General features: G+C 40.7%; 36 protein-coding genes, 1 tRNA gene, 1 pseudogene and 1 other annotated feature. Of the genes and pseudogenes, 32 read left to right on the forward strand and 6 right to left on the reverse strand.

The genetic code is table 11. The features are described from left to right. Positions 1 to 6: 6 nt before the first annotated feature. Positions 7 to 951, reverse strand: coding sequence for a bifunctional oligoribonuclease/PAP phosphatase NrnA (locus O3622_RS00455; protein WP_000401790.1), 945 nt, complete (start codon positions 949 to 951; stop codon positions 7 to 9). A 103-nt stretch (positions 952 to 1054) separates the two neighbouring features. Here O3622_RS00455 and O3622_RS00460 point away from each other — a divergent pair, with 103 nt between their 5' ends. The 17 genes from O3622_RS00460 to O3622_RS00540 all read left to right on the forward strand — a co-directional run bounded on the left by O3622_RS00460 (position 1055) and on the right by O3622_RS00540 (position 10589). Continuing rightward, positions 1055 to 1498, forward strand: a complete 444-nt coding sequence (locus O3622_RS00460; RefSeq protein ID WP_001162125.1) for a flavodoxin — start codon at positions 1055 to 1057, stop codon at positions 1496 to 1498. Between the two features lie 116 nt (positions 1499 to 1614). Then, positions 1615 to 1881 (forward strand): chorismate mutase, encoded by a 267-nt coding sequence (locus O3622_RS00465; RefSeq protein WP_371606875.1) that lies wholly within the window; start codon positions 1615 to 1617, stop codon positions 1879 to 1881. Next, entirely contained in the window at positions 1878 to 2252 is a 375-nt protein-coding gene (gene crcB, locus O3622_RS00470; protein WP_000712101.1) for a fluoride efflux transporter CrcB, read from the forward strand. Before O3622_RS00465 ends, crcB (O3622_RS00470) begins: the two co-directional genes overlap by 4 nt. Then, the gene (gene crcB, locus O3622_RS00475; RefSeq protein ID WP_000237393.1) at positions 2246 to 2575 is read left to right on the forward strand and encodes a fluoride efflux transporter CrcB; all 330 of its coding nucleotides are present in this window, start codon (positions 2246 to 2248) and stop codon (positions 2573 to 2575) included. The genes crcB (O3622_RS00470) and crcB (O3622_RS00475) overlap by 7 nt, the downstream gene beginning before the upstream one ends. A gap of 118 nt (positions 2576 to 2693) precedes the next feature. Continuing rightward, positions 2694 to 3041 carry a 50S ribosomal protein L19 gene (rplS, locus tag O3622_RS00480; RefSeq protein ID WP_001068669.1) on the forward strand — a complete coding sequence of 116 codons (348 nt, stop codon included), beginning with the start codon at positions 2694 to 2696 and terminating at the stop codon, positions 3039 to 3041. Positions 3042 to 3083: 42 nt separating this feature from the next. Further along, positions 3084 to 3155 (forward strand) — tRNA-Arg (locus O3622_RS00485). A 212-nt stretch (positions 3156 to 3367) separates the two neighbouring features. Continuing rightward, positions 3368 to 3790, forward strand: a complete 423-nt coding sequence (locus O3622_RS00490) for a hypothetical protein (protein ID WP_000805166.1) — start codon at positions 3368 to 3370, stop codon at positions 3788 to 3790. Positions 3791 to 3802: 12 nt separating this feature from the next. Further along, complete coding sequence (locus tag O3622_RS00495) at positions 3803 to 4225, forward strand: hypothetical protein (RefSeq protein ID WP_000805164.1); 423 nt, start codon at positions 3803 to 3805, stop codon at positions 4223 to 4225. Between the two features lie 727 nt (positions 4226 to 4952). After that, positions 4953 to 5384 carry a hypothetical protein gene (locus O3622_RS00500; protein ID WP_008278436.1) on the forward strand — a complete coding sequence of 144 codons (432 nt, stop codon included), beginning with the start codon at positions 4953 to 4955 and terminating at the stop codon, positions 5382 to 5384. Between the two features lie 76 nt (positions 5385 to 5460). Then, positions 5461 to 6120 (forward strand): DUF6572 domain-containing protein, encoded by a 660-nt coding sequence (locus tag O3622_RS00505; RefSeq protein ID WP_371606876.1) that lies wholly within the window; start codon positions 5461 to 5463, stop codon positions 6118 to 6120. Between the two features lie 89 nt (positions 6121 to 6209). Beyond that, positions 6210 to 6371 carry a hypothetical protein gene (locus tag O3622_RS00510; RefSeq protein WP_001142077.1) on the forward strand — a complete coding sequence of 54 codons (162 nt, stop codon included), beginning with the start codon at positions 6210 to 6212 and terminating at the stop codon, positions 6369 to 6371. Then, positions 6372 to 7259 (forward strand): NAD glycohydrolase toxin immunity factor, encoded by an 888-nt coding sequence (ifs, locus tag O3622_RS00515; protein WP_371606877.1) that lies wholly within the window; start codon positions 6372 to 6374, stop codon positions 7257 to 7259. A gap of 62 nt (positions 7260 to 7321) precedes the next feature. Then, on the forward strand, positions 7322 to 8002 hold the full coding sequence (locus O3622_RS00520) for a hypothetical protein (protein ID WP_371606878.1): 681 nt from the start codon (positions 7322 to 7324) through the stop codon (positions 8000 to 8002). A 91-nt stretch (positions 8003 to 8093) separates the two neighbouring features. Beyond that, a complete protein-coding gene (locus tag O3622_RS00525) occupies positions 8094 to 9047 on the forward strand; it encodes a hypothetical protein (protein ID WP_049520765.1) in 954 nt (317 codons plus the stop codon). A gap of 287 nt (positions 9048 to 9334) precedes the next feature. Continuing rightward, on the forward strand, positions 9335 to 9529 hold the full coding sequence (locus tag O3622_RS00530; RefSeq protein WP_002879942.1) for a hypothetical protein: 195 nt from the start codon (positions 9335 to 9337) through the stop codon (positions 9527 to 9529). A 56-nt stretch (positions 9530 to 9585) separates the two neighbouring features. Then, positions 9586 to 10080: an Imm6 family immunity protein gene (locus tag O3622_RS00535; RefSeq protein ID WP_049478040.1), complete on the forward strand. Its 495-nt coding sequence runs from the start codon at positions 9586 to 9588 to the stop codon at positions 10078 to 10080. 32 nt (positions 10081 to 10112) lie between these two features. Further along, positions 10113 to 10589 carry an Imm6 family immunity protein gene (locus O3622_RS00540; RefSeq protein WP_000958200.1) on the forward strand — a complete coding sequence of 159 codons (477 nt, stop codon included), beginning with the start codon at positions 10113 to 10115 and terminating at the stop codon, positions 10587 to 10589. A 100-nt stretch (positions 10590 to 10689) separates the two neighbouring features. Here O3622_RS00540 and yidA read toward each other — a convergent pair whose 3' ends face one another. Both yidA and O3622_RS00550 read right to left on the reverse strand, forming a co-directional pair. Continuing rightward, a complete protein-coding gene (yidA, locus tag O3622_RS00545; protein ID WP_000023482.1) occupies positions 10690 to 11496 on the reverse strand; it encodes a sugar-phosphatase in 807 nt (268 codons plus the stop codon). A gap of 9 nt (positions 11497 to 11505) precedes the next feature. Next, entirely contained in the window at positions 11506 to 12813 is a 1308-nt protein-coding gene (locus O3622_RS00550) for an HD domain-containing protein (protein WP_001003532.1), read from the reverse strand. A 71-nt stretch (positions 12814 to 12884) separates the two neighbouring features. Between O3622_RS00550 and O3622_RS00555 the strand changes: the two genes are divergently transcribed. Then, positions 12885 to 13262 (forward strand): DUF1934 domain-containing protein, encoded by a 378-nt coding sequence (locus tag O3622_RS00555; RefSeq protein WP_083800483.1) that lies wholly within the window; start codon positions 12885 to 12887, stop codon positions 13260 to 13262. 24 nt (positions 13263 to 13286) lie between these two features. On the opposite strand, the gene O3622_RS00560 is transcribed toward O3622_RS00555, so the two are convergent. Both O3622_RS00560 and O3622_RS00565 read right to left on the reverse strand, forming a co-directional pair. After that, positions 13287 to 14369: a DEAD/DEAH box helicase gene (locus tag O3622_RS00560; protein WP_000850598.1), complete on the reverse strand. Its 1083-nt coding sequence runs from the start codon at positions 14367 to 14369 to the stop codon at positions 13287 to 13289. Continuing rightward, positions 14366 to 15343 (reverse strand): Gfo/Idh/MocA family protein, encoded by a 978-nt coding sequence (locus tag O3622_RS00565; protein WP_000915918.1) that lies wholly within the window; start codon positions 15341 to 15343, stop codon positions 14366 to 14368. The genes O3622_RS00560 and O3622_RS00565 overlap by 4 nt, the downstream gene beginning before the upstream one ends. Positions 15344 to 15498: 155 nt before the next feature. Here O3622_RS00565 and O3622_RS00570 point away from each other — a divergent pair, with 155 nt between their 5' ends. The 4 genes from O3622_RS00570 to rpmA all read left to right on the forward strand — a co-directional run bounded on the left by O3622_RS00570 (position 15499) and on the right by rpmA (position 17356). Beyond that, complete coding sequence (locus tag O3622_RS00570; protein WP_009013492.1) at positions 15499 to 16185, forward strand: YoaK family protein; 687 nt, start codon at positions 15499 to 15501, stop codon at positions 16183 to 16185. A gap of 64 nt (positions 16186 to 16249) precedes the next feature. Then, positions 16250 to 16337 (forward strand) — a sequence feature (ribosomal protein L21 leader region). A gap of 34 nt (positions 16338 to 16371) precedes the next feature. Next, on the forward strand, positions 16372 to 16686 hold the full coding sequence (gene rplU / locus O3622_RS00575) for a 50S ribosomal protein L21 (RefSeq protein WP_000109141.1): 315 nt from the start codon (positions 16372 to 16374) through the stop codon (positions 16684 to 16686). A 15-nt stretch (positions 16687 to 16701) separates the two neighbouring features. Next, on the forward strand, positions 16702 to 17046 hold the full coding sequence (locus O3622_RS00580) for a ribosomal-processing cysteine protease Prp (RefSeq protein ID WP_000613704.1): 345 nt from the start codon (positions 16702 to 16704) through the stop codon (positions 17044 to 17046). Positions 17047 to 17062: 16 nt separating this feature from the next. Then, complete coding sequence (gene rpmA, locus O3622_RS00585; RefSeq protein ID WP_000916509.1) at positions 17063 to 17356, forward strand: 50S ribosomal protein L27; 294 nt, start codon at positions 17063 to 17065, stop codon at positions 17354 to 17356. A gap of 162 nt (positions 17357 to 17518) precedes the next feature. Here the strand turns inward: rpmA and O3622_RS00590 are convergent. Continuing rightward, positions 17519 to 17590, reverse strand: a pseudogene (locus O3622_RS00590) (AraC family transcriptional regulator); the annotation flags it as partial. Between O3622_RS00590 and O3622_RS00595 the strand changes: the two are divergent. From O3622_RS00595 to rsmI, 10 genes are all read left to right on the forward strand, one after another. Beyond that, the gene (locus O3622_RS00595; RefSeq protein WP_001025717.1) at positions 17583 to 18491 is read left to right on the forward strand and encodes a LysR family transcriptional regulator; all 909 of its coding nucleotides are present in this window, start codon (positions 17583 to 17585) and stop codon (positions 18489 to 18491) included. The pseudogene O3622_RS00590 and the gene O3622_RS00595 overlap by 8 nt on opposite strands. Further along, a complete protein-coding gene (gene lspA / locus O3622_RS00600; protein WP_000745683.1) occupies positions 18488 to 18955 on the forward strand; it encodes a signal peptidase II in 468 nt (155 codons plus the stop codon). Before O3622_RS00595 ends, lspA begins: the two co-directional genes overlap by 4 nt. Continuing rightward, positions 18939 to 19838 (forward strand): RluA family pseudouridine synthase, encoded by a 900-nt coding sequence (locus tag O3622_RS00605; RefSeq protein ID WP_000403219.1) that lies wholly within the window; start codon positions 18939 to 18941, stop codon positions 19836 to 19838. The genes lspA and O3622_RS00605 overlap by 17 nt, the downstream gene beginning before the upstream one ends. A 101-nt stretch (positions 19839 to 19939) precedes the next feature. Next, positions 19940 to 21049, forward strand: a complete 1110-nt coding sequence (gene proB, locus O3622_RS00610; protein WP_371606879.1) for a glutamate 5-kinase — start codon at positions 19940 to 19942, stop codon at positions 21047 to 21049. 9 nt (positions 21050 to 21058) lie between these two features. Beyond that, positions 21059 to 22321, forward strand: a complete 1263-nt coding sequence (locus tag O3622_RS00615; protein WP_371606880.1) for a glutamate-5-semialdehyde dehydrogenase — start codon at positions 21059 to 21061, stop codon at positions 22319 to 22321. Between the two features lie 3 nt (positions 22322 to 22324). Next, on the forward strand, positions 22325 to 23122 hold the full coding sequence (gene proC, locus O3622_RS00620; RefSeq protein WP_371606881.1) for a pyrroline-5-carboxylate reductase: 798 nt from the start codon (positions 22325 to 22327) through the stop codon (positions 23120 to 23122). 120 nt (positions 23123 to 23242) lie between these two features. Then, entirely contained in the window at positions 23243 to 23881 is a 639-nt protein-coding gene (gene tmk, locus O3622_RS00625) for a dTMP kinase (RefSeq protein WP_371606882.1), read from the forward strand. Continuing rightward, positions 23878 to 24768 carry a DNA polymerase III subunit delta' gene (locus tag O3622_RS00630; protein ID WP_371606883.1) on the forward strand — a complete coding sequence of 297 codons (891 nt, stop codon included), beginning with the start codon at positions 23878 to 23880 and terminating at the stop codon, positions 24766 to 24768. Before tmk ends, O3622_RS00630 begins: the two co-directional genes overlap by 4 nt. Before the next feature lie 36 nt (positions 24769 to 24804). Next, the gene (yabA, locus tag O3622_RS00635) at positions 24805 to 25122 is read left to right on the forward strand and encodes a DNA replication initiation control protein YabA (protein WP_000358229.1); all 318 of its coding nucleotides are present in this window, start codon (positions 24805 to 24807) and stop codon (positions 25120 to 25122) included. 2 nt (positions 25123 to 25124) lie between these two features. Continuing rightward, entirely contained in the window at positions 25125 to 26003 is an 879-nt protein-coding gene (rsmI, locus tag O3622_RS00640) for a 16S rRNA (cytidine(1402)-2'-O)-methyltransferase (protein ID WP_001166866.1), read from the forward strand. Positions 26004 to 26057 lie beyond the last annotated feature (54 nt).

Here is a 26057-nt window from a genome sequence, read left to right on the forward strand (position 1 = left end):
TCTTTCTTAGCCTTGGTGCATCTGTAGGGCCTCTTTTAGTTCTTTGTATATTTGTTCGTTTTCTTCTAGACTATAGGAATTGGCGCCACTGGCTAATGGATGCCCTCCTCCGTCGTGTCGTTTGGCAATCTCATTGATAGGAGTGATTTTACTGCGCATACGCACACGGAAGTGACCATCAGCTTGTTCAACAAAGATAGCCCAAGCCTTAACAGTATCAATTCGGCCAGGTGCTCCGACAATTGCAGCTGTTTCAGCATCCGTAACCTTATATTTTTCCAAGGTGTCTTGAGTAAGTAGAACGCGTGCAGCTCCATTCTCATCAACTTCTAAATGATCATAGACATACCCTTGCAGTTTTGCAATCTTGAAGCTCATGGTATCCATTTGACGAGACAGTCCAGCAAAGTCAAAATCAATTTCTCGGAGCTGGCCAGCTATTCTAAAGGTACGGGCACTGGTTGAAGGGTAGAGAAAACGCCCTGTGTCCCCGACAATTCCTGCATAGAGAAGTCGTGCCGCTTCACTAGACAAAGTTAGCTGATTTTCTTGAGCAAATAATGCAATCATCTCACTGGCGCTGCTTGAACTTGTATCCACCCAAGATAGGTCACCATAGATGTCATCATTTGGATGGTGATCGATTTTGATGGTGAAATTAGCTTGTTCGTAGCGTTTATCATCGATACGAGGGCGATTCGCTGTATCACAAATAATAGCAAGAGCTCCTTGGTAGTCATTGTCTTGGACAGTATCCATTTCCGCCATCCAGGTTAGAGTTGGTTCGTTATAACCGACTGCTTTGATGGTCTTTTCTGGAAAATGGTGTGTGAGAAGAGCTTTTAAACCTACCTGACTCCCTAAGGCATCTGGATCTGGTTTCATATGACGATGAATGATAATGGTATCGTATTCTTTGATTTTCTCTAAAATTTGCTGGCAAATTTCCATAAGTAACCTCAATTCTTTCTCATTTCATTGTAGCACAAGAATTTTTATTTTTAAAATGAAAAAGATATGATATAATGGAGAAAGATAAATTGAGGAGGACGATATGGCATTAGCAAAAATTGTATTTGCCAGTATGACCGGTAATACCGAAGAAATTGCAGATATTGTAGCAGATAAATTGCGTGACTTGGGCTTGGATGTCGATGTTGATGAATGTACGACTGTTGACGCTTCAGACTTCTTGGAAGCGGATATCGCAATTGTTGCGACTTACACTTACGGAGATGGAGAATTGCCAGATGAGATGATGGACTTCTACGAAGACCTAGCTGATCTCAACTTGAATGGCAAAATCTACGGAGTGGTCGGTTCAGGAGATACCTTCTACGACGAATTCTGTAAGGCTGTTGATGACTTTGATCGTGTATTTGTAGCGACAGGAGCTGAAAAAGGTTCAGAGTGTGTTAAAGTGGACCTCTCTGCCGAAGAAGAAGACATCGAACGTTTGGAACAATTCGCAGAAGAATTGGCTGCAAAAGTAGGATAAGAATCAAACTGCGCTGACTGGAAGAAGTCAGTGCGTTTTTTTATTAGTTTTTTGGGATTTTACTAGCCTATTTAGAGGCTTTTTGATACAATAATTCAAATAAAGGAGGAGACTGTATGAACTTAGATATTATTCGGCAAGAAATTGATCAAATTGACGATCAAATCGTCAAGCTCCTAGAAGAACGGATGCATTTGGTTGAGGGAGTAGTTGCCTATAAGAAAGCCTCAGGAAAACCTATTTTAGATTCCAAGCGAGAAGAAATCATTTTTGAAAAGGTCAAAAATCGAGTAGAAGATAAGCGCTACCAGGAGACCATTGTTGCGACTTTTTCAGACATTCTCAAACGTTCGCGTGATTATCAGGATCAAAACATCAAATGAAAAAAGAACAATTTTATCCGCTCGGGATTTTTCTGGCTGCTATGTTGGGAGGCCTTGTCCGCTACCTGGTTTCTACTTGGTTACCAGCCAGTCCCGACTTTCCTTGGGGTACCCTCCTTGTCAACTATCTGGGAATATTCTGCCTGGTCTATCTGGTAAAAGGCTATCTGGCCCATAAGGGAACTAGTAAAGGCTTAATTTTGGCGCTGGGGACGGGTTTTTGCGGTGGCCTGACAACCTTTTCTAGCCTAATGCTTGATGCAGTAAAACTGCTTGATACCGGGCGTTATCTTAGCTTAATCATCTATCTGCTTTTGAGTATTGGAGGAGGTCTACTCTTGGCTTATGTTCTAGGGAGGAAGAAATGGTAATCGTTTATCTTGCAATCGCCTGCGGGTTCGGAGCCCTGGTGCGGTATTTCTTTTCCCGCTATAATCAAGCTTCTAAATTGCCCCTCGGAACGCTTATAGCCAATCTTTTAGGTTGTTTTTTGATCGGCCTACTCTACAATCATGTGGAGTCCAAGGAAATCTATGCCATCCTAGCGACAGGTTTTTGTGGAGGGTTAACGACCTTTTCAACCTTGAATGACGAGCTACAAAGACTAATCAGTGACAAGAAGGTATTTTATAGCTATTTTCTCTTAACTTATATAGGCGGTTTTCTAGCGATTTTTTTAGGAATTCTGCTATAAATTTCTTTACTTTTAGGTGGAAATTTGGTAAACTGTATCTTGTGTGTAATGGACGCACAAAAATACAGTTTATCCGCTGAGGAAGGTTCCTCAAGATTGACAAAGATAGGAGAATAAAATGAATCCATTAATCCAAAGCTTGACTGAAGGTCAACTTCGTACAGATATCCCATCATTCCGTCCTGGTGACACTGTTCGTGTACACGCGAAAGTTGTCGAAGGTAACCGTGAACGTATCCAGATTTTTGAAGGTGTTGTTATTGCACGTAAAGGTGCAGGCATCTCAGAAAACTACACAGTTCGTAAAATCTCTAACGGTGTAGGTGTTGAGCGTATCTTCCCAATCCACACTCCACGTGTTGAAAAGATCGAAGTTGTTCGTTACGGTAAAGTACGTCGTGCGAAATTGTACTACTTGCGTGCTCTTCAAGGTAAAGCAGCTCGTATCAAAGAAATCCGTCGTTAATTCGACTAAAAAACTCTGCTCACCCAGCAGGGTTTTTCTCTAGCTCCCTTAGTTCAATGGATATAACAACTCCCTCCTAAGGAGTAGTTGCAGGTTCGATTCCTGCAGGGGGCAGTAAACTAGAAACAAAACACTGGATAGCTAGTGTTTTTTTGTTAGTTTTTAACTAGCAAACCCCTCATATCAAGCGCTTGTATGGTATAATAATGGGAAACGTTAACATTGATTTTTAAGGTAGTTCTATCATGTTGGAATACCAAATAAAAAAGATTATGAGTGCTCTACTAGTTTAGTCTGAAAGGGTTATAAGAAAAGGGAAAATACAAATGAAACCAACAAAACTACAATGGGAAGATGTTATCCAATTTGAAGAGGTAAAAGGTTACGGTCAGCATATCTGGAGAGATGGTAATCATCTTTATTATGTTGATGAGGAGGGAGGAATTGCCCCTCAGCGTGTAGTTTATAAATTACCAAATGAGCTGTTTGCCTTATTAGAAAGTGGAGAGAGATCGCTACTCGAAATATCTTGGAAGATTAAGCACGATCGTTGGCCACCGATGGAAGAAGAAATCAATAAAATAAAAAGAGGAAGAGCCAAAGAACGACCAAAGATACTGATAGCTAATCCGAAAAATCAATTACTTTTTACACAAGAAGAATTAAAAGAGTTAATGCCTATTGCAGAGACGATTTGGATCGAATCTGAAGGCAAATTTCCAGATGATTATGTATCACCACTTAAGTAAGGAAGGTATAAAATGAAACCAACAAAACTACAATGGGAAGATGTTATCCAATTCGAAGAAGTAAAAGGTTACGGAAAATCCATCTGGAGAAATGATAACAAGTATTATTTAGTTTCAGAAGAGGGAACCGTAGCTTCTTGGTTAGTTGTCTATGAATTACCACAAGAATTATTTACCTTACTAGAGAGTGGAGAACGGACTCTACTTGAAATATCTTGGAAGGTTCAAAACGATTGTTGGCCACCGACGGAAGAAGAAAAGAAAGCTAGTGAGAAACGATTTATAGAAGAGAGTCCGACATCATTAATTGATTTACCTGAAACTAGAGAGTTATTTACTCAGGAAGAGCTTGAAAGATTAATTCCAATTGCTGTGCAAATGTGGATTGACTGGAGAGGCAAACTTCCAGATGATTATGTATCGCTACTCAAGTAAAAGAGATATATAATGAAACTGAATTCCAGATATTAGAGAGCTCTAATCCAGTTCACTGAAGCTATGAAAAAGCTTATATCATTTGATTATGGTTAGAAAGGGAGTGGAAATGATAGAAAAGAATAAACATTATACTGGACTAGTTCATCTAGGAGAGTTTAAGAACAAATTAGTTTACTATGACTTAAAGACAAAGAAATTGTTTTTTTCGATTCCAGAAAGATCTTTTAAGAGTCAACAGTACGTTATTTTGTCTCTGGTATTGCTCGTTCTTCCTTTTATCAGATTTCTGAATGGATTGACAATCTTTAGTATACCTGCTCACAAGTATATTTATTTGATTTTATTCTCTTGTCTTTCCTTACTTTTCGGGAAATTGCTAGATGTCCATTTTAAGAAAGATTTGGATTTGTATCCTGCTTTATTTACAGATTTGGAGTTCTTAGAATTCCTAGAGGTAGTAAAGAAAAGTGGAGCTGTTGTTTCTTCTGTAATTCGTGGTAGCTTTATTAGTTTGTTAGTATCTTTAGTCGTCTTCCTGTTATATCCTAGTTTTTTGCCATTATTTTTCCACTCGATGCTTTTGTTTATTGTCTATTTGTGTTTAGCCAATAATTTGCACAAGCGAAAGAAGATCATGGGGAGCTTGATAAGAAATGCTCGCACCAACTAGATCTTTTTTGCCTATGAAAGAGAAGAATTAAAAAAGTAAAGAAAGTCGATGTATATGACAATAGAAATGCTGCAATACAAAAATTGTACGGTATTAAAAAACAATAAGGATTATGAGATTCTGTGGAGTAGAGGGAAAGAAGTGCTTAACTTTCCCATTAGCCAGGAATTAGCAGAACGTGTTTCAAAATCAGAAAAAGATTCTTTAGAAGTAATGTTTTATTGTGAACATCATCGTTGGCCTAAAGCAGATGAGTTAGAAGATTGTAATCAATCGGATACGATTGTACATAGAGGCAATGGATTTATTGTATATGAGACAGATGGTTATTACGAAATTAGCTTCTTTAAAGAAGTTGGAGGAGCCATGGGGCCAGAAGTTCGCTATCCTATTACTAAAGAACTGATGGATAGAGCATTTGAATCTTCTAGGGGAGCATACGAAGTCATGATTTATGCTGAAACGGGGCGCTGGCCTTTATGGTAAAGAGGATGACTTCATATAAACAGCCTCAAAATAGGGAATAAATATAGACATTTGGTAAAAGACAAAGGAGATAAGAATGGAATCAATTTATGTAAGTCAAAAAGATATGTTGGAAATTTGTCAAGATGGTGATAAGTATTTCTTGCGTTATCCAACTTTTAATATTACCATGCCAGAAGTAGTTCAAGAAATCCCCAAAGAAGCTGCAGATAGTTATATGTCGGGAGAGCATACTGGCAAAGAATTGATGACTTATGCGCAATATGGTTTTTGGAAATCAAAAAAACAGTATACACAAGATGAGTCTGGTAAGCTCTTCATCGAAAATCATCCTTCTTTTATTTTAAAAAACCCAGGAAATACTCGTCGTCTTTTTACAGCAGAGGAATTTAGACAAATTGTTACCAAAGCCATTGTTTCGGAACTGGAACCTAGCGAACTTGACGCTATTGGTATTGTTGATAATCATTTGGAACTTCTTCTAGTTGATCCAGTTGGCTGGGAGGAAGAGATAGAAGCAGTCCATCTGGAAATTCTGCAAGAAAAAATGAATAATTACATTCACTTCCTCGAAAGTAAGCAGTATGTGGAGCGATATGGTGATCAATTTGACAAAAAAGTCATCCATATCACATTCCAGTATTCCTCATCGGATAATGGCTTAGCCTTCCTCGCAGCTGTTCAGCAGGTATTGCAACCGACGGATATGATCTTGAAGGTAGAATTGCCAGAGTAAAAAAGGGAGCAGAAACGCTCTCTTTTTGTGGTATAATGAGACTATATTTATAAAAAGATTATTTAGCATTTCTAAATAGCGAACTACTTATGCCAACGATTGACACAAAGGGGCATTCTTACGATGATTTTCTATCTGCGATTGAACGTCAAGGCTATTATGAAATCAAAAATCCACGCGTCTATGAACCAGGCACTAATAAAATTGAGCAAATTGAAGGAATTTTTAGAATTAACCAATGGAGTAACTAAATGCAGACATATAAATTGAAAAATAAAGAAAACTATCAAAATTTTGTAAAAGACTATCGTGAAATAATGAAGGAAGGGAAAGAAGCTGAAGTTTTTCTAGGGACAAAAGCTAAGTATCGTTTTCGACAACGAGATTCTTATGAAGTGGATAGTACAGATATTGGAGTATTAATGGAATATTGCTTATACCCTTTGTATGTGGAAGGTGATAAGGATATAGCGCGCAGAACCTTTGAAATCTTGAAAGATTTTAGCTTATCGGTTGACCTAGTCAAATTAGATAAGGTAACTGATTATATTTCTATGCAAGGCAGTCGTTTAAGAAGATATACAAGCCTTCCCTTTGTTATTGAAACAGATGAGTTAGTAAGAAATATTATAGAAAGCATTTCAAAATTATCAGATGAACAGAAACGTACTTATACCTATGAAAGACTCTGTAATGTATTAGACCGTAGTCCATTATACAGACAGTGTGATGAAGAAAAGGTAGAGAAGATTCTTAAGGAATTCAAGGAAAAATACTACAATCCACCAGAGGTAGTAGGTTTCATTAAAACAGATGAGAAAATTGAACTAGACGTTACAAGTATCGATGCTATGGGTGTCTCTGATGACCATCTAGAGTTGTTGTTAATTGATGAAAATAAATGGATAGAATCTCTGGAAGAGGAGCATTTGTTGAAGCTTCAAGAAAAACTCAACAACTATATCTACTTCCTCGAAAGTAAGCAGTACGTGGAGCGATATGGCGATAGCTTTGACAAAAAAGTCATCCATATCACATTCCAGTATTCTCCGTCTGATAATGGACTAGCCTTTCTCGCTGCGGTTCAGAAGACATTACAGAATACAGATATGAGCTTGAAGGTAGAAGTACCAGAGTGACAAAGAGAGCGGAAACGCTCTCTTTTATGTTATAATAGGCATAGAATGTATAGGAGAAAGAGATGAAGGAAAATAAACGCTTATTTTGGGTTGTTAGTGTAATGTTAATGATTTTAACCCTTTTTGCGCTAAATGGATGTGGTTCAGGCGGAGAAACTATTCCAAAAAACAGAACAAAAGAACAGTACGAATTTGAAAAAACGTTTGAACCTATATTTAAATTTTTAGAGCAAGACAAGAAGGAGTTTAATGGATTAAAGCTTTACAAAAATAGTATTTATATAGAGAGTGGAAACGTAGTAAAGAATTATAAAGTATTCTTAGATACTAGCCAATCTGACATTAAGGGTGACTATACAATAAAAATTGGGGATAATAAAGAAACAGTTCCTGTTACTTACTCTAATGGGAAGTTAAATTATGGGTCGGAGGTAACTCCTTTATATGATGAAGAAATTCTTAATTTGGTAGTACAAAGAGATTATTTCGCTTCCTTGAATATAAAAGAAACCTTTAAGAGTGCAGAAACAGAGCTTCGTGATATTATCTATGAACCAGAAAATCATTCTGACCTCTATAAATATCTTAAAAATAAGTACGATTTACCAGAGGATACAACCTGTAGAATCAGAGTAAGGTACTCTAGTGGAACAATCTATGGAATTTCAATACTAATGGAATCTAAGGATGAGGCTGTTCAAATAGATTTAACTATATTTAAACAACGGGAGGATAATCAATGAATGAAATTGAAAAAAGTAATCGTCGAGTTGAAAGATAAAGCACTATAAAAGCTGTTTTATAACTGATTTTTAATGAGCATCAGGAGATATTATGTTAAAATCGAACAAGTGGATATTCCTTGCGATTTCCGTTCCCTTTATTATTGTTGGTTTGTCATATTTGTTAATTAGGATACCGATTGGGAACACTGGTAAGTTTATTCATGATCATGCGGATTCTATCAAAAGCGAAATTATTGCAGACATAGACAGTCAAGGGCAATATATAAAGTCAGTGACGCTTTTACCGGGTTCTGCGAGGGGAGGCTTTGATAATGGTGGAGATGTAGGTGGAAATTATCATATTTCCTTTACAGCCTATGCTAATAATAATCGCAAGCAGTCAATGAAAGTAGAATTATACTTTCCTGATGCTGGTATAGGTCCTTTTACATTTATAAAACCCAATCCTTATAAATCTCCTGAAACTATGAGGAGATGGTACTTATCAGTAGTAGAGGTATCAAGTGACCCCTCGTGGGATTGGAAGCGAGAGCAAGATAAATTGACTGAAACTATGAATAAACTTGATCGCAAGAGCAAGGATGCCTCCAGGCAAGTTGAAAAAGAAAATATGATTCGTAATCTTAACAGATGGCTACAAGAACATGAGGAAAATTTCAAACTAGCTATCCAAACAGACCTGTATAGAAACGACCCAGAATTGGAACAGAAATTAGGAAAGATTCAAAGTATCAGTGTAAGTAACAATCAAATGTACATTCCTTCGGAAGGTATCGACATTCGTTTTGATGTTCGATTTGAAAAATATCCTGAAGAAGTAGCTACTATAGATGTTCGCTTGCATTCCCAAGGTAAACAATCAGTTTTTAAGGATCCCTCAGTAGCTGCAACTATTAGTTTTGAAAGAGAACGTTTTGTTATAAAAACTGTGTACGACTCCAAGCTATTTCCAATTTTTAATCAGAGTCGATTTGGTAATAGTAATGGAGAAATATCTTATGAGCTCCCAAAAGATTATGAAAATCAATTTTTAATTCCTTAACTTTCAAGCAAGCTATTATGCTTGCTTTATCTTTATGGCTTCAAGCCATAAGAGTAAGAACGACAAATCGATGCATGATAGAGGAGATTCAAGCTTATATCTCTTTCTTGTAGACATGGGATACTGATGTTTTCAAGTATAAAGGAGTAAAAACGATGCTAGCTATTTGTATAGATTCTATAGGTGACAAGTCAGGGACCTATAAGTTGTTAAGAAACCATTCATCCTTGCCTTTTTCTTTAATCCAATCCAGAATCAAAGATCATGACACGGTGATAGAAGTAGACATGTTAGATTTGGATGAATTGAAAAAGGTTAGAGAACTCATCCGTGAGTTGAGTGCTATTGGGACCAAGGTTACGATGAGGGATTCGACTGGTATTATCACCTTAGAAATAGTAAATAATCTTATTTCTACTTTTGAAGAGATTGCGGCAGAGAGAGAAGAACTGGATGCTCTGATGTTTGAAGAGGAAGAGTGAGTGCCACGTTTTTCAGTGGATCACCAAGTTAGTTTTTAGTAATAGAAGGAAAACTGATGAATGATAATAGAAATTTATTGCGCTTCTTACAGGAGTTGATGTACGGTCTTGTAGATCTTATCAGTGAGAAAGAATATCAGGAGTTTGTCCTTGATTCCTTAAAACTTTCAAAACAGGAGCTTGATAAAGAGAGTGATTTTTGCCCAGATATTTTATATAATCGACTGGAAAATATAGACGAGCAGGATATCTTGACATTTCAGGTATTGGATAAGAAAACCAATCCACTAGTATGGAACTGTATCGCTAATTTCTTTGTTTTAGTTTGTCACTATTCATATATTGCTTCGGAAGAAATCTACCTACCACAAACGATTGAAAGTGTCGACGAGGACATACTTGAGGTTCTTTCCTTAAGTTACAAACAAATTCTAGCTGAAAATAGGGAACTTATTTCACAAATAACTGGACCAGAATTAGAAGGATATCTAAAGTATGATCTCGTTAAAAACTACTTTGGACCACTATTTTTATCTGATGAGAATGAATAGGCCATTCGTTCAAGCATAGATCAGGAGAGGATATGCTTACTAGTTATTTTATGTTGATTTTTGCTGAGGCAATTGCGAATCGTATGGAAACAGAATATACTTCACATATTCGAACCGCCTTGGATGCATGTTGGAGTTTTTTGGAGAATAGAGATAAAAGGGGAGAGGAACTTTATCGCCTTTTAGATGATGGGACAGACTTCAGTGGAATATTTATCTACATGCAATTAGATGAAAATGAAGCGAATGGTCTCTTGTGGGACAACATTAGTTATGTAATAGGTGTGACTGCTAAAGAAGCTTTTGAGTTTGAAAATAAGAAAGAGCTTCCTTCTCCCTTAGAGAACATTGAACCAGAACTACTTGATGTCTTTATTGATAATTTAAAAGAAATCAGCATGGATCTTTATCATCACGTCGAAACAGTAAAAATTTTCATCAATAGAAATCCATACCCATCAAGAGAATCCGCCCTAAAAGAACTAGATAGACTGGGATTATTTAGATGATTTGATTAGAAGGTTTGGCGAAAAATCAAAAAGAACACCCCAGAAGTTAGAGTCTCATCTCTACTTTTGGGGTGTCGTTTATTTTCTATCCTTAAGCATTTTACAGTACCCACGTACGGATAGCATGGGCGACGCCGGATTCGTCGTTTGTTTTGGTGATGTATTTGGCGATTTTTTTGAGTTCTGGATTTCCATTTTCCATGACAACGGGGTTGCCAACGACTTCCAGCATGGCGCGGTCATTCTCTTCGTCACCGATCGCCATGGTTTCATCTTTGGTCAATCCGAGTTTTTCAGCTAGATGGGTAATAGCTGAACCCTTGTCTATATTCTTTTTAAGGAGTTCGAGGTAGAAAGGAGCAGATTTGTTGATGGAGTAGCGCTCGTAAAATTCTGCTGGTATCTTTTCAATCGCAGCATCGAGAATTTCCGGTTCATCGATAAACATACACTTGACGATTTCCTTGTCAGCCATTTCTTCAGGGGTGCGGTAGAAGATGGGCATGCTGACGAGGGTTGATTCGTGCACCGTGTACTTTCCGATATTGCGATTGGCAGTATAGATACCGTCCTTGGTAATAGCGTGCATGTGGACACCGAGCTTGCGACTGAGAAATTCCATATCCAGATAATCCTCATAGGTCAAGGATTCGCTGATAATCTCATGGGCAGTAGCAGTTTCTTGAACAAGGGCACCATTGAAGGTTACGACATAGTCACCCTCGTCTCTCAATTGCAAGTCGTCCAGAAGTTTGGCAACACCTGCGATAGGACGACCCGTTGCAATTACGACTTTGACACCAGCTTCTTTGGCATCTTGGATGGCAGAAAAGACTTCCGGAGTGATTTCCTTTTTACTGTTAACCAGGGTACCATCGATATCGACGGCGATTAGTTTAATACTCATAAATTTCCTCTATTCGTTCTTATTTGGGGTAAAATGATCGTTCTCAATCAAGTGTAAAAATTGCTGGGTAACGCTTGCGAAGATGCTGTTTTGGTCCAACATTTCTTTTGGAAAATAGAAACGATTGTCTCCGTGGCGGCTGCCAGCAAGAGATTGGACGATAGGAGACAGGCTAGAGAGTTCTGCCAGTTCACCATTTTTCTGTAGAATCTCAATCTGTGTCCGTGGATTTTCAGATTCGGGACGATAGATATCATAAGGGAGGTCAAAGTTCTTATGAATAGCAGTATAGTAGTCTGGATCAAAGCCGATTTCTTCAACCAGCTGTCTCATGGTTGCGAGTTGGTCTTGGTCTTTTTCTGAAAAAGTAATGGATTTAAAGACCTTGCGGTTGACAAAACGTTGTGACAAGTCGGCTAGTATCTTGTCAGGACTGGTCATCCAGAGTTGGAAGTAGGTATTCATCACGCCGTCATCAAGTGCCAGATAGTCAGATAGAGTAACTTTCTTTTCAAAAAAAGGTAGCAAATGTGGAGAAGTGCGTGCAAAGAAGTCCTTGTCTTCAGGATAGAGTTCCTTGGCGCGTTTGAGGAGATTTTGTAGGAGAACCTCCATGGCCCGTGTTGCTGGGTGGAAATAAACCTGCATATACATCTGGTAGCGACTGAGAACATAGTCTTCGATGGCGTGCATGCCATTGCGCTGAAAGGCGATACCATTTTCGACTGGACGAATGACTCGAAGGATGCGAGTCAGGTCAAATTCCCCATAAGATGCTCCTGTAAAATAGGAGTCGCGCAAGAGATAGTCCATGCGGTCTGCATCAATCTGACTAGAAATGAGCTGTACGACCTGTTTGTTAGGGTAGGTATGGTCAATGACACTGGCTACCTTTTCCGGAAAATCGGGCGCTACTTGTAGCAGGACTTGGTGAATCTCTGTCTCAGGACTTTGGATGATTTCCTGAGTGATGGCTTCGTGGTCTGTATCAAAGAGATGTTCAAAAGTATGCGAGTAAGCACCATGCCCAAGGTCATGAAGGAGTGCAGCGGTCATAGTCAAGAGAGACTCAGCAGGATCCCATTCTTTAGGATATTTTTCTTCAAAAATCTCTGTGATGCGTCGTGCAATCTCATAGACCCCCAAACAGTGGGAAAAGCGACTGTGCTCCCCACCATGGAAGGTATAACTGGAAGTCCCTAGCTGTTTGATACGGCGAAGACGTTGAAATTCTTTTGTATTGATCAAGTCGTATATGACCTGATTATTGACGTGGATGTAGTTGTGAACTGGGTCACGGAATACTTTTTCATTCATATGACCATTATAGCAAAATCCTGCTCTTTTTGGTAAAATAGTAGGACAAGAGACATGAAAGAGGATTTGATGTGAAGATTCGGATGCGAAATAGGATTCAGTTTGATGAGCAGTTGGAAGTGATTGACCAGCTTTATGACGTTGAAGTGCGTGAAAAAGGGGATTATAGCTATCTGCTTTTTTATAATGAGGAAAAAGAAAAAGTGGTTCTCAAGTTTCATGGTCAAGAACTGGTGATGACCCGTTTTTCCAATCCGAAGACTATTATGAGATTTCTAAAGGATAGTGATAGTTTAGCCTATATTCCGACTCCAATGGGGATGCAGGAATTTATCATTCAAACGAATCGTTATCAACTGGATGGGCAAAAGATTGAACTCGCCTATCAACTGCAAAATCAAGATGGACAACTTTTTGCCAGCTATCAATTGGAAATTACTTGGGGATAAGAAAAAGGTTGCCGAATGCCAACCTTATTTGATATAGAGTTCTTGATTTTTTAGAACAATTTCACGCACACTTGCGAATTTCTTGAGTTTTTTAAGTTCTTCAGGATGGGTTACCAGAGTGATAACATAGCCTTCTTTACCCATGCGACCTGTACGACCAGCACGGTGGGTATAGGTTTCCATATCTCTAGGGACGTCGAAGTTGACAACACATTCCAAGCTATCAATGTCGATACCACGAGCCAGAAGGTCAGTTGCAAGGAGCAGGGTTAGTTGCTTATCTTTAAACTTTTCTAATATGACTTTTCGGAATTTAACATTGACATCGCTAGCGAGGGAGACAGCCAAGACATCCCGATACTGTAGTTTTTCCTCTGCACTTCCAAGGTCTGACAAGCTGTTAAAGAAGACCAGACCACGGAAATCCTCAACATGAGCTAGCTTTCGTAGCATGTCTACTCGATGACGTTGGTCTACCTGCATGTAGAAATGTTGGATGTTGTCCAGTTTTTGATCAGAGAGATCAATAGTGCGCGTGTTTGGTGCAATCTTTTCTTGGTCAAACTTGGTCGTCGCACTCATGTAGATGAGTTGGTGGTCACGAGGTGCGTAGTGGGTGATTTTTTCGACAAAGTGAATCTGAGAATCATCGAGCAATTGGTCAAATTCATCCAGAATGATGGTTTCTACATTCATCATCTTGATCTTTTTCAATTTAATCAACTCAAAGATACGGCCAGGTGTTCCAATCAGAATTTCTGGTCCTTTTTTGAGGCGTTCAATCTGGCGTTTCTGACTCGAACCTGATAAGAAGAGCTGAGCAGTTAAGCCGATAGCCTCTGCCCACGTTTTACACACGTCAAAAATCTGTCCAGCAAGTTCCGTATTTGGTGCTAGGATCAAGAGTTGCTGGGCTTTTTTCTTTTGTAGTCTGAGAAGACTTGGCAGGAGGTAAGCTAGGGTCTTACCAGTTCCTGTTGGGCTCACTCCTAGGAGGTTTTCTCCAGCAAGTATAGGCTCAAATAGTTGAGTTTGAATGGGGGTAAATTCTTGGAAACCGAGTTGGTCACTCAATTTCTGCCATTCAGTCGGTAGTTTGGTTTTCATTTTTCTGCCTCAAATCTAATGCCAGCAGTCTGGCGCATGGTATAGAGTAAATCATGAACAGAGCCTGCATCATCCAGCCAGTTCTGGTAAAGTGTCTGGTCTGGTTGCTGGATCATCTGAGCAAACGCAGCAACTTCCTCAGTCATCGTATGAGGAGCCTGTTGGATAGGGAGTTGAACTTGATTTCCTTGGTGGTCGCTAAAAATAGCTGAGCGGACATGTTCAATCGTGTTAAGGGTCAAGGTTCCATCTGCTGTGTAAATCTCACAAGGAAGATTGGAAGTGATGTTTTTCCCAGCCTTGATATGAACTTGAAAGTTAGGGTAGAAGAGGATACCATCTCCATTTAGGTCAATGCTATTGTCAAGCTGTTGAGCTTGGTAGGTCGCGTCCTGAGCCTTTCCAAAAAGGCGAACGGCAGCGTAGAGAGGATAAATCCCCAAGTCCATAAGAGCTCCACCAGCAAAACGGTCTGAAAAGACATTTGGCGTCTGTCCAGCCAATAAGTCAGGCATCTTGGAAGAATACTTGACATAGTTGAAATCTGCTCCCCAAATTTGCTTGTCTGCCAAAAAATTCTTGATAGTGGTAAAGGCTTCCTCGTGGTAATTACGAGCTGCCTCAAAGATAAAACAGTGATTTTTCTCAGCTGTCTGTCTCAAATTCAGCCATTCTTGTGGCTGAGTGACAGCTGGTTTTTCAAGAATGACGTGCTTACCAGCAGATAAGGCAGCCTTGGCTTGAACAAAATGCAAGGAGTTTGGACTGGCGATATAGACCACATCAAAGGAAGACTTAAAGAAGTCTTCTAATTGATCAAAGAGTTGGATATCTTGATAACAAGAAGCAAAGGTTGCGGCAGTTTCTCGTTTTCTAGAATAGACTGCGACCAGCTGGTATTCTCCGCTAGCATGAGCAGCTTCTACAAAATGATGACTGATAGCGCTTGTTCCGATGACACCTAATTTAAGCATAAATACTCCTTTTCCGACTTCAGATCCTTCCTTCATTATAACATAGAAAAGAAGGACTATCCAACAGATGGTAAAAATTTTCAAATGGACTACGCATTTCTTGGAGAAAGTGGTACAATATTTAGATAGGTAGATGAAATGAGAAGGGAGAGAAAATGAGATTATTACCAATAAGAAAAATATCACGTCAGTCTAAGAGACTAGCGCTTTTTTTGACTTTTTGTGCAGGATATGTCGATGCCTATACCTTTATCGTGCGAGGAAACACCCTTGTGGCTGGACAAACTGGGAATGTGGTTTTTCTTTCTGTAGGACTCATTCAGCAGAATGTCTCGGACGCCAGTGCTAAAGTAATGACCTTGTTGTCCTTTATGATGGGTGTCTTTTTTCTGACATTGTATAAGGAAAAACTTCGAATTGTTAAAAAGCCGATTTTGTCCTTGATACCACTCGCGGTCTTATCCATAATCATTGGTTTTGTTCCCTTGTCAGTAGACAATATCTACCTAGTTCCACCCTTAGCGTTTTGTATGGGACTGGTGACAACAGCCTTTGGAGAAGTTTCGGGTATCGCCTATAATAATGCTTTTATGACAGGGAATATCAAACGTACCATGTTGGCCTTTGGAGATTATTTCCGGACCAAGCATACGCCTTTTCTACGAGAGGGCTTGATTTTTGTTAGCTTGCTTAGCAGTTTTGTCTTCGGAGTTGTTTTTTCAGCTTATTTGACGATTTACTATCAGGAGAAGACAATTCTAGGTGTTCCTCTTATGATGAGTATCTTTTACTTCAGTATGCTTTTTGCTTCTTGGAGAAAAAAAGGGAAAGAAAAAGCTTAAATTTGATTGATTTCGCTTGTAAGAAAAAAGAAGATATGCTATACTTGAAGAGTTGACTATGCACAATCCTGTGCAACCGCACGAACATCGTTGCTCACATAGTGAGTATAAAGTGGTTCGTCCCACGATGCTAGGCGAGTCTTCACAAAAATACGGGGAAACCCTAAAAATCATAGGAGGTGCATAATGAGCACATACGCAATTATCAAAACTGGCGGAAAACAAGTTAAAGTTGAAGTTGGTCAAGCAGTTTACGTTGAAAAATTGAACGTTGAAGCTGGTCAAGAAGTTACTTTTAACGAAGTTGTTCTTGTTGGTGGTGAAAACACTGTTGTCGGAACTCCACTTGTTGCTGGAGCTACTGTAGTTGGAACTGTTGAAAAACAAGGAAAACAAAAGAAAGTTGTTACTTATAAGTACAAACCTAAAAAAGGTAGCCACCGTAAACAAGGTCACCGTCAACCATATACAAAAGTTGTCATCAACGCGATCAACGCTTAATTTTAAGGAGAACACATGATACAAGCAGTCTTTGAGAGAGCCGAAGATGGCGAGCTGAGGAGTGCGGAAATTACTGGACACGCCGAAAGTGGCGAATACGGCTTAGATGTCGTGTGTGCATCGGTTTCTACGCTTGCCATTAACTTTGTCAATTCCATTGAGAAATTTGCAGGCTATGAACCAATCTTAGAATTAAACGAAGATGAAGGTGGCTATCTAAAGGTTGATATACCAGCGGATCTTCCTTCACACCAGAGAGAAATGACCCAGTTATTCTTCGAATCATTTTTCTTAGGTATGGCAAACTTATCGGAGAACTCTTCTGAGTTCGTCCAAACCAGAGTTATCACAGAAAACTAACACGGAGGAAAACATTATGTTAAAAATGACTCTTAACAACTTGCAACTTTTCGCCCACAAAAAAGGTGGAGGTTCTACATCAAACGGACGTGATTCACAAGCGAAACGTCTTGGAGCTAAAGCAGCCGACGGACAAACTGTAACAGGTGGATCAATCCTTTACCGTCAACGTGGTACACATATCTATCCAGGTGTAAACGTTGGACGTGGTGGGGACGATACTTTGTTCGCTAAAGTTGAAGGCGTAGTACGCTTTGAACGTAAAGGACGCGATAAAAAACAAGTTTCTGTTTACCCAATCGCTAAATAAAAAGGTTCAGTGAACCTTTTTATCCCGAGCCTTGAAATGAAAGGCGAGGAAGCTAGAAGTAGCATAAAATAAGGCTTTCCGAGTTTTCGGAGAGCCTTTTTTTGTTTTGATACCCACAATTTTTTGTTACTAGTGTAGATGAATTTTGTGAGCGACATTATTTTTCCTAGGTGGAAAACTTCTAAAATATGGTATAATGAACAGATAGAGAAGTTGGGGGTAAAAGATGAACATTCAACAATTACGCTATGTTGTGGCCATTGCCAATAGTGGTACTTTCCGTGAAGCTGCTGAAAAGATGTATGTTAGTCAGCCAAGTCTGTCTATTTCTGTGCGCGATTTGGAAAAAGAGCTGGGGTTTAAGATTTTCCGTCGGACGAGTTCGGGAACGTTTTTGACCCGTCGTGGTATGGAATTTTATGAAAAAGCGCAGGAGTTGGTCAAAGGATTTGATGTTTTTCAAAATCAGTATGCCAATCCTGAGGAAGAAAAGGATGAATTTTCCATTGCCAGTCAGCACTATGACTTCTTACCACCAACGATTACGGCCTTTTCAGAACGTTATCCTGATTATAAGAACTTTCGTATTTTTGAGTCTACCACAGTTCAAATATTAGACGAAGTAGCTCAAGGACACAGTGAGATTGGGATTATCTACCTCAACAATCAAAATAAAAAGGGCATCATGCAACGGGTTGAAAAGCTTGGTTTAGAAGTTATTGAACTAATTCCTTTCCAGACTCACATTTATCTTCGTGAAGGGCATCCTTTAGCACAGAAAGAGGAATTGGTCATGGAGGATTTAGCGGATTTACCAACGGTTCGTTTTACTCAGGAAAAGGATGAGTATCTATACTATTCAGAGAACTTTGTCGACACCAGCGCGAGCTCGCAGATGTTTAATGTGACCGACCGTGCTACTTTGAATGGTATTTTGGAGCGGACGGATGCCTATGCGACAGGTTCAGGATTTTTAGATAGTGACAGTGTCAATGGCATCACAGTCATTCGTCTCAAGGATAATCTAGATAATCGCATGGTCTACGTCAAACGGGAAGAGGTGGAGCTTAGCCAAGCTGGGACTCTTTTCGTTGAGGTTATGCAAGAATATTTTGATCAAAAGAGGAAATCATGAAAAAAAGAGGAATAGTAGCAGTCATTGTACTGCTTTTGATTGGGCTGGATCAGTTGGTCAAAAATTATGTTGTCCAGCAGATTCCACTGGGTGAAGTGCGTTCGTGGATACCCAATCTCGTTAGCTTGACCTACCTGCAAAATAGAGGAGCAGCCTTCTCCATGCTGCAAGATCAGCAGTGGTTATTTGCTGTCATTACATTGGTCGTCATGGTAGGAGCCATTTGGTATCTACATAAACACATGGAGGATTCTCTCTGGTTAGTTTTTGGACTGACTTTGATAATCGCGGGAGGTCTGGGTAACTTTATCGACAGAATGAGTCAAGGTTTTGTGGTGGATATGTTTCACCTAGACTTTATCAACTTTGCGATTTTCAATGTTGCTGACAGCTATTTGACAGTTGGTGTGATTGTTTTATTGATTGCAATGCTTAAAGAGGAAGTAAATGGAAATAAAAATTGAAACTGGTGGGCAACGTCTAGACAAGGCTTTGTCAGATCTGACAGAATTGTCACGCAGTCTCGCGAATGAACAAATCAAGGCTGGACAAGTTTTGGTTAATGGGCTAGTCAAGAAAGCAAAATACACTGTCCAAGAGGGGGATATCGTCACCTACCATGTGCCAGAACCGGAGGTTTTAGAGTATGTGGCTGAAGATATTCCGCTAGATATCATTTACCAAGATGAGGATGTAGCCGTTGTTAACAAACCTCAGGGGATGGTGGTGCATCCGAGTGCTGGTCATACTAGCGGAACCTTGGTCAATGCCCTCATGTACCATATCAAGGACTTGTCAGGTATCAATGGTGTTCTCCGGCCGGGTATCGTTCACCGCATTGACAAGGACACGTCGGGTCTCCTCATGATTGCTAAGAATGATGAGGCGCATCTAGCACTTGCTCAAGAACTTAAGGACAAGAAGTCTCTCCGCAAATACTGGGCGATTGTTCATGGCAATCTTCCCAATGATCGTGGTGTGATTGAAGCGCCAATTGGTCGTAGTGAAAAAGACCGTAAGAAACAGGCTGTGACTGCTAAAGGGAAGCCGGCAGTGACGCGTTTCCACGTTTTGGAACGTTTTGGTGATTATAGCTTAGTGGAGTTGCAACTGGAAACAGGACGTACCCACCAAATCCGTGTTCATATGGCTTATATTGGCCATCCAGTCGCTGGTGATGAAGTCTATGGTCCTCGTAAGACTTTGAAAGGACAAGGACAGTTTCTCCATGCTAAGACTCTAGGTTTTACCCATCCGAGAACAGGTGAAACCTTGGAATTCACAGCAGATATTCCAGAGATTTTTAAAGAAACGCTGGAAAGATTGCGTAAAACTGAGAATAGATAAAAGAGTTGAGATGCCTTGTCTCAACCTTTTTCATTTCAAGTCTTTTCTATTTTAAAGTATTCATGTTATAATGGATAAATATGAAGAATCGGAGTGAGAATATGAAGTACAAACGAATCGTCTTTAAGGTGGGGACCTCCTCCTTAACAAATGAAGACGGGAGTTTATCAAGAAGTAAAGTAAAGGCAATTACCCAGCAATTGGCTATGTTGCATGAGGCTGGACATGAGTTGATTTTAGTGTCATCTGGGGCAGTTGCCGCTGGTTTTGGAGCCTTAGGATTTAAAAAGCGTCCGACCAAGATTGCAGATAAACAAGCTTCGGCTGCAGTTGGTCAGGGACTTTTGTTGGAGGAATACACAACCAACCTCCTCATGCGCCAGATCGTTTCTGCACAAATCTTGCTGACCCAGGATGATTTTGTGGATAAGCGCCGTTATAAAAATGCCCATCAGGCCTTGTCTGTATTGCTCCATCGTGGTGCCATTCCCATCATCAACGAGAATGACAGTGTCGTTATTGATGAGCTCAAGGTCGGGGACAATGACACTCTGAGTGCCCAGGTAGCGGCGATGGTTCAAGCAGACCTTTTAGTTCTCTTGACCGATGTGGACGGTCTCTATACTGGCAATCCCAACTCAGATCCAACAGCCAAACGTTTGGAGAAAATCGAGACTATCAATCGTGAGATTATTGATATGTCTGGTGGGGCAGGTTCGTCAAACGGTACTGGGGGTATGCTGACCAAAATCAAGGCTGCTACGATTGCGACGGAGTCAGGGGTGCCAGTCTATATTTGCTCTTCCTTGAAATCAGATGCCTTGATCGAGGCAGCGGAGGAGACCAAGGATGGTTCCTTCTTTGTTGCGCAAGAGAAGGGACTTCGTACCCAGAAACAATGGCTGGCCTTCTATGCTCAAAGTCAGGGAACGATTTGGGTAGATGGTGGAGCTGCAGAGGCACTTTCAAAAAACGGGAAAAGTCTCCTTTTATCGGGTGTGGTAGAAGTGGAAGGAAACTTCTCTTACCACGATATTGTCACAGTAGCAGATAAAGAAACAGGTCAATCTCTTGGAAAGGGACGTGTCCAATTTGGCGTCTCAGCCCTAGAAGATATGCTCCGTTCTCAAAAAGCTAAGGGAGTCTTGATTCACCGTGATGACTGGATTTCCATCACTCCTGAAATCCAGCTGCTCTTTACAGAATTTTAGAGGTGAACGATGGTAAGTACACAAGAACAATTTGAACAGGTACAGGCTGTTAAGAAATCAATCAATACTGCTAGTGAAGCAGTGAAAAACCAAGCCTTGCTAGCTATGGCTGATCAGTTATTGGCTGCTACTGAGGAGATTTTAGCGGCCAATGCCCTCGATATGGAAGCGGCCAAGGGGAAAATCTCAGATGTTATGCTAGATCGTCTTTATTTGGATGAGGGACGTATAGAAGCGATGGCAAGAGGGATTCGTGAAGTGGTTGCTTTACCAGATCCTATCGGCGAAGTCCTAGAAACAAGTCAGCTTGAAAATGGCTTGGTTATTACCAAGAAGCGTGTGGCCATGGGGGTTATTGGGATTATCTATGAAAGTCGTCCAAATGTGACATCTGATGCGGCTGCTTTGGCTCTCAAAAGTGGCAATGCGGTCGTTCTTCGTAGTGGTAAGGACGCCTACCAAACTGCTCATGCTATTGTCACAGCCTTAAAGAAGGGCTTAGAGACAACGACCATTCATCCAGAGGTGATTCAACTGGTGGAAGATACTAGCCGTGAAAGTAGCTATGCCATGATGAAGGCCAAGGGTTATCTAGACCTTCTCATACCTCGTGGAGGCGCTGGTTTGATCAATGCCGTGGTTGAAAATGCTATCGTGCCTGTTATTGAGACAGGAACTGGAATTGTCCATGTCTATGTAGATAAGGATGCAGACGAAGACAAGGCTCTGTCTATCATCAACAATGCCAAAACCAGTCGTCCTTCTGTCTGCAATGCCATGGAGGTCTTGCTGGTTCATGAAGCCAAGGCAGCAAGCTTCCTTCCTCGCTTGGAACAAGTTCTGGTTGCAGAGCGTAAGGAAGCTGGACTGGAACCAATTCAATTTCGTTTGGATAGCACAGCAAGTCAGTCTCTTTCAGGTCGAGCAGCTGAGGCCCAAGACTTTGACACTGAGTTTTTAGATTACATCCTAGCGGTTAAGGTTGTGAGCAGTTTAGAAGAAGCAGTTGAGCATATTGAAGCTCACAGTACCCATCATTCGGATGCCATTGTGACGGAAAATGCTGAAGCTGCAGCTTACTTTACAGATCAAGTGGACTCAGCAGCGGTTTATGTCAATGCCTCAACGCGTTTCACTGACGGGGGCCAGTTTGGACTTGGATGTGAGATGGGGATTTCTACTCAGAAATTACATGCGCGTGGGCCTATGGGCTTGAAAGAGTTGACCAGCTACAAGTATGTGGTTACTGGTGACGGACAGATAAGGGAGTAAGAGATGAAGATTGGATTTATCGGTTTGGGGAATATGGGTGCTAGTTTGGCTAAGGCTGTGTTGCAGGCCAAGACGGGTGCTCAGATTCTCCTTGCCAATCGTAGTCAAGCAAAAGTAGATGCTTTCATTGCCAACTTTGGCGGTCAGGCTTCCAGTAATGAAGAAATTTTTGCAGAAGCAGATGTGATTTTTCTAGGAGTTAAACCAGCCCAGTTTTCTGAACTGCTTGCTCAATACCAGACCATTCTTGAAAAACGAGAGAGCCTTCTTTTGATTTCCATGGCAGCTGGATTGACTTTAGAAAAACTAGCGAATCTTCTGCCAAGTCACCACCGGATTGTTCGCATCATGCCTAATACTCCAGTGGCTATCGGTCAAGGAGTGATTAGTTACGCTTTATCAGCAAACTGTCGTGCTGAGGACAGGGAACTCTTTTGTCAATTATTGGCCAAGGCCGGTCTCTTGGTTGAGCTGGGGGATGGCTTAATCGATGCGGCGACAGGTCTTGCTGGTTGTGGACCAGCTTTTGTCTATCTCTTTATCGAGGCTTTGGCAGATGCAGGTGTACAGACAGGATTGCCACGAGAAACGGCTTTGAAAATGGCAGCCCAAACAGTAGTTGGAGCTGGACAAATGGTTCTTGAAAGTCAACAACATCCTGGAGTATTGAAAGACCAAGTTTGTAGCCCAGGAGGTTCGACTATCGTTGGTGTAGCAAGTCTGGAAGAACATGCCTTTAGAGGTACAGTCATGGACGCAGTTCATCAAGCCTACAAACGAACACAAGAACTAGGTAAATAAGAGGTTGGATGACTCCCAGCCTCTTTTATGGTCGATTGAATGGAGAAGACACAAAAAGATTGTCACAAAAACCTATTTTTTTGATAGAATAGAAGGTAGAAAAAAAGAAATGAGTTAGACATGTCAAAAGGATTTTTAGTCTCTCTTGAGGGACCAGAGGGAGCAGGAAAGACCAGTGTTTTAGAGGCTCTACTCCCCATTTTAGAGGAAAAAGGAGTAGAGGTACTGACGACCCGTGAGCCAGGTGGAGTCTTGATTGGGGAGAAGATTCGTCAAGTGATTTTGGACCCAAGTCATACTCAGATGGATTCTAAAACAGAGCTTCTTCTCTATATCGCAAGTCGCAGACAGCACTTGGTGGAAAAAGTTCTCCCTGCTCTTGAAGCTGGTAAGTTGGTCATTATGGACCGCTTCATCGATAGTTCCGTTGCTTATCAGGGATTTGGCCGTGGATTGGATATTGATGCCATTGATTGGCTCAATCACTTTGCGACAGATGGCCTCAAACCCGACTTGACACTCTATTTTGACATTGAGGTGGAAGAAGGACTGGCTCGCATTGCTGCTAATAGTGATCGGGAGGTCAATCGTTTGGACTTGGAAGGTTTGGACTTGCACAAAAAAGTTCGTCAAGGTTACCTTTCTCTTCTGGACAAAGAAGGAAATCGCATTGTCAAGATTGATGCGAGTCTTCCCTTGGAGCAAGTTGTGGAAGCTACCAAGGCAGTCTTGTTTGAGAGAATGGGATTGGCAAAATGAAACAAGAACAACTAAAGGCTTGGCAACCAGACCAGTTTGACCGCTTTGTCCGTATCCTAGAACAAGACCAGCTCAATCACGCCTATCTCTTTTCAGGTTTCTTTGGTAGCTTGGAAATGGCGCAGTTTTTGGCTAAGAACCTCTTTTGTAGGGATAAGGTAGGCGTTCTACCGTGTGAGAAATGCCGAAACTGCAAGCTGATTGAGCAGGAAGAATTTCCCGATGTTACCTTGATTAAGCCAGTCAATCAGGCCATCAAGACAGAACGGATTCGAGAATTGGTGGGTCAGTTTTCCCAAGCAGGGATTGAAAGCCAGCAACAGGTCTTTATTATCGAGCAGGCGGAAAAAATGCATCCCAACGCAGCCAACTCTCTGCTTAAGGTCATCGAAGAACCCCAGAGTGAAGTTTACATTTTCTTCTTAACTAGTGATGAGGAAAAAATCTTGCCGACAATCCGTAGTCGGACCCAGATTTTCAACTTTAAAAAGCAAGAAGAAAAGCTCATCCATCAATTAGAACAAGCAGGTCTGGTCAAGAAAAAAGCGACTCTCTTAGCCCTGTTTAGTCAATCACGAGCTGAAGCTGAAAAGTTGGTAAATCAAGCAAGTTTTTGGACCTTGGTGGATGAAAGTGAGCGTCTTCTGACTTGGTTAGTAGCCAAGAAAAAAGAAAGTTATCTCCAAGTTGCGAAATTAGCCAGCTTGGCAGATGACAAGGAAAAACAAGATCAGGTCTTGCGAATCCTCGAAATTCTCTGTGGGCAGGATCTCTTGCAAGCAAGGATTCGACAGATTCTACAAGATTTGCTAGAAGCTAGAAAAATGTGGCAAGCTAATGTCAGCTTTCAAAATGCCATGGAATATCTGGTTTTGAAAGAAATATAAACTCAATGAAGGATAAAGAAAGGAAAGGGCTGGTTTATGGATAAAAAAGAATTATTTGACGCGCTGGACGATTTTTCCCAACAGTTACTGGTGACCTTGGCCGATGTGGAAGCCATCAAGAAAAATCTCAAGAGCCTGGTAGAGGAAAATACAGCTCTTCGCTTGGAAAATAGTAAGTTGCGCGAACGCTTGGGCGAGGTGGAAGCAGATACTCCCGTCAAGGCCAAGCATGTTCGTGAAAGCGTCCGTCGGATCTATAAAGACGGTTTTCACGTATGTAATGATTTTTATGGACAACGCCGAGAGCAGGACGAGGAATGTATGTTCTGTGACGAGTTGTTGTACAGGGAGTAGGCATGCAGATTCAAAAAAGTTTTAAGGGACAATCTCCCTATGGCAAGCTTTACCTAGTAGCAACGCCGATTGGCAATCTAGATGACATGACCTTTCGTGCCATTCAGACCTTGAAAGAAGTGGACTGGATTGCAGCTGAGGACACGCGCAATACAGGACTTTTGCTCAAGCATTTTGACATTTCCACCAAGCAGATTAGTTTTCACGAGCACAATGCCAAGGAAAAAATTCCTGATTTGATTGGTTTCTTGAAAGCAGGACAAAGTATTGCTCAGGTATCCGATGCGGGTCTGCCTAGTATCTCGGACCCTGGTCATGATTTGGTTAAGGCAGCTATTGAGGAAGAAATTGCAGTAGTGACAGTTCCGGGTGCCTCTGCAGGGATTTCTGCTTTGATTGCCAGTGGTTTAGCTCCACAACCACATATCTTTTACGGTTTCTTACCGAGAAAATCAGGCCAGCAAAAGCAATTTTTCGACTTAAAAAAAGATTACCCAGAAACTCAGATTTTCTACGAATCGCCCCACCGTGTATCAGATACATTGGAAAATATGCTAGAAGTCTACGGTGACCGCTCGGTAGTCTTGGTCAGGGAATTGACCAAAATCTATGAAGAATACCAACGAGGAAAGATTTCAGAGCTACTAGAAAGTATTGCTGAAACGCCACTCAAGGGTGAATGCCTTCTCATCGTTAAAGGCGCAAGTCAGGATGTGGAGGAAAAGGACGAGGAGGACTTGTTTTCAGAAATCCAATCTCGTATCCAGCAAGGCATGAAGAAAAATCAAGCCATTAAGGAAGTTGCGAAACTCTACCAGTGGAATAAAAGCCAACTCTACGCTGCCTACCACGAATGGGAAGAAAATCAAGAAAATGACTAAACAGGGAAGTTTGCCATCTTCCCTTTTTTTGTTATACTAGTAGAAGAAAAATTA

It is taken from the genome of Streptococcus sp. 27098_8_51 (assembly GCF_041432205.1).
Taxonomy (GTDB): domain Bacteria; phylum Bacillota; class Bacilli; order Lactobacillales; family Streptococcaceae; genus Streptococcus.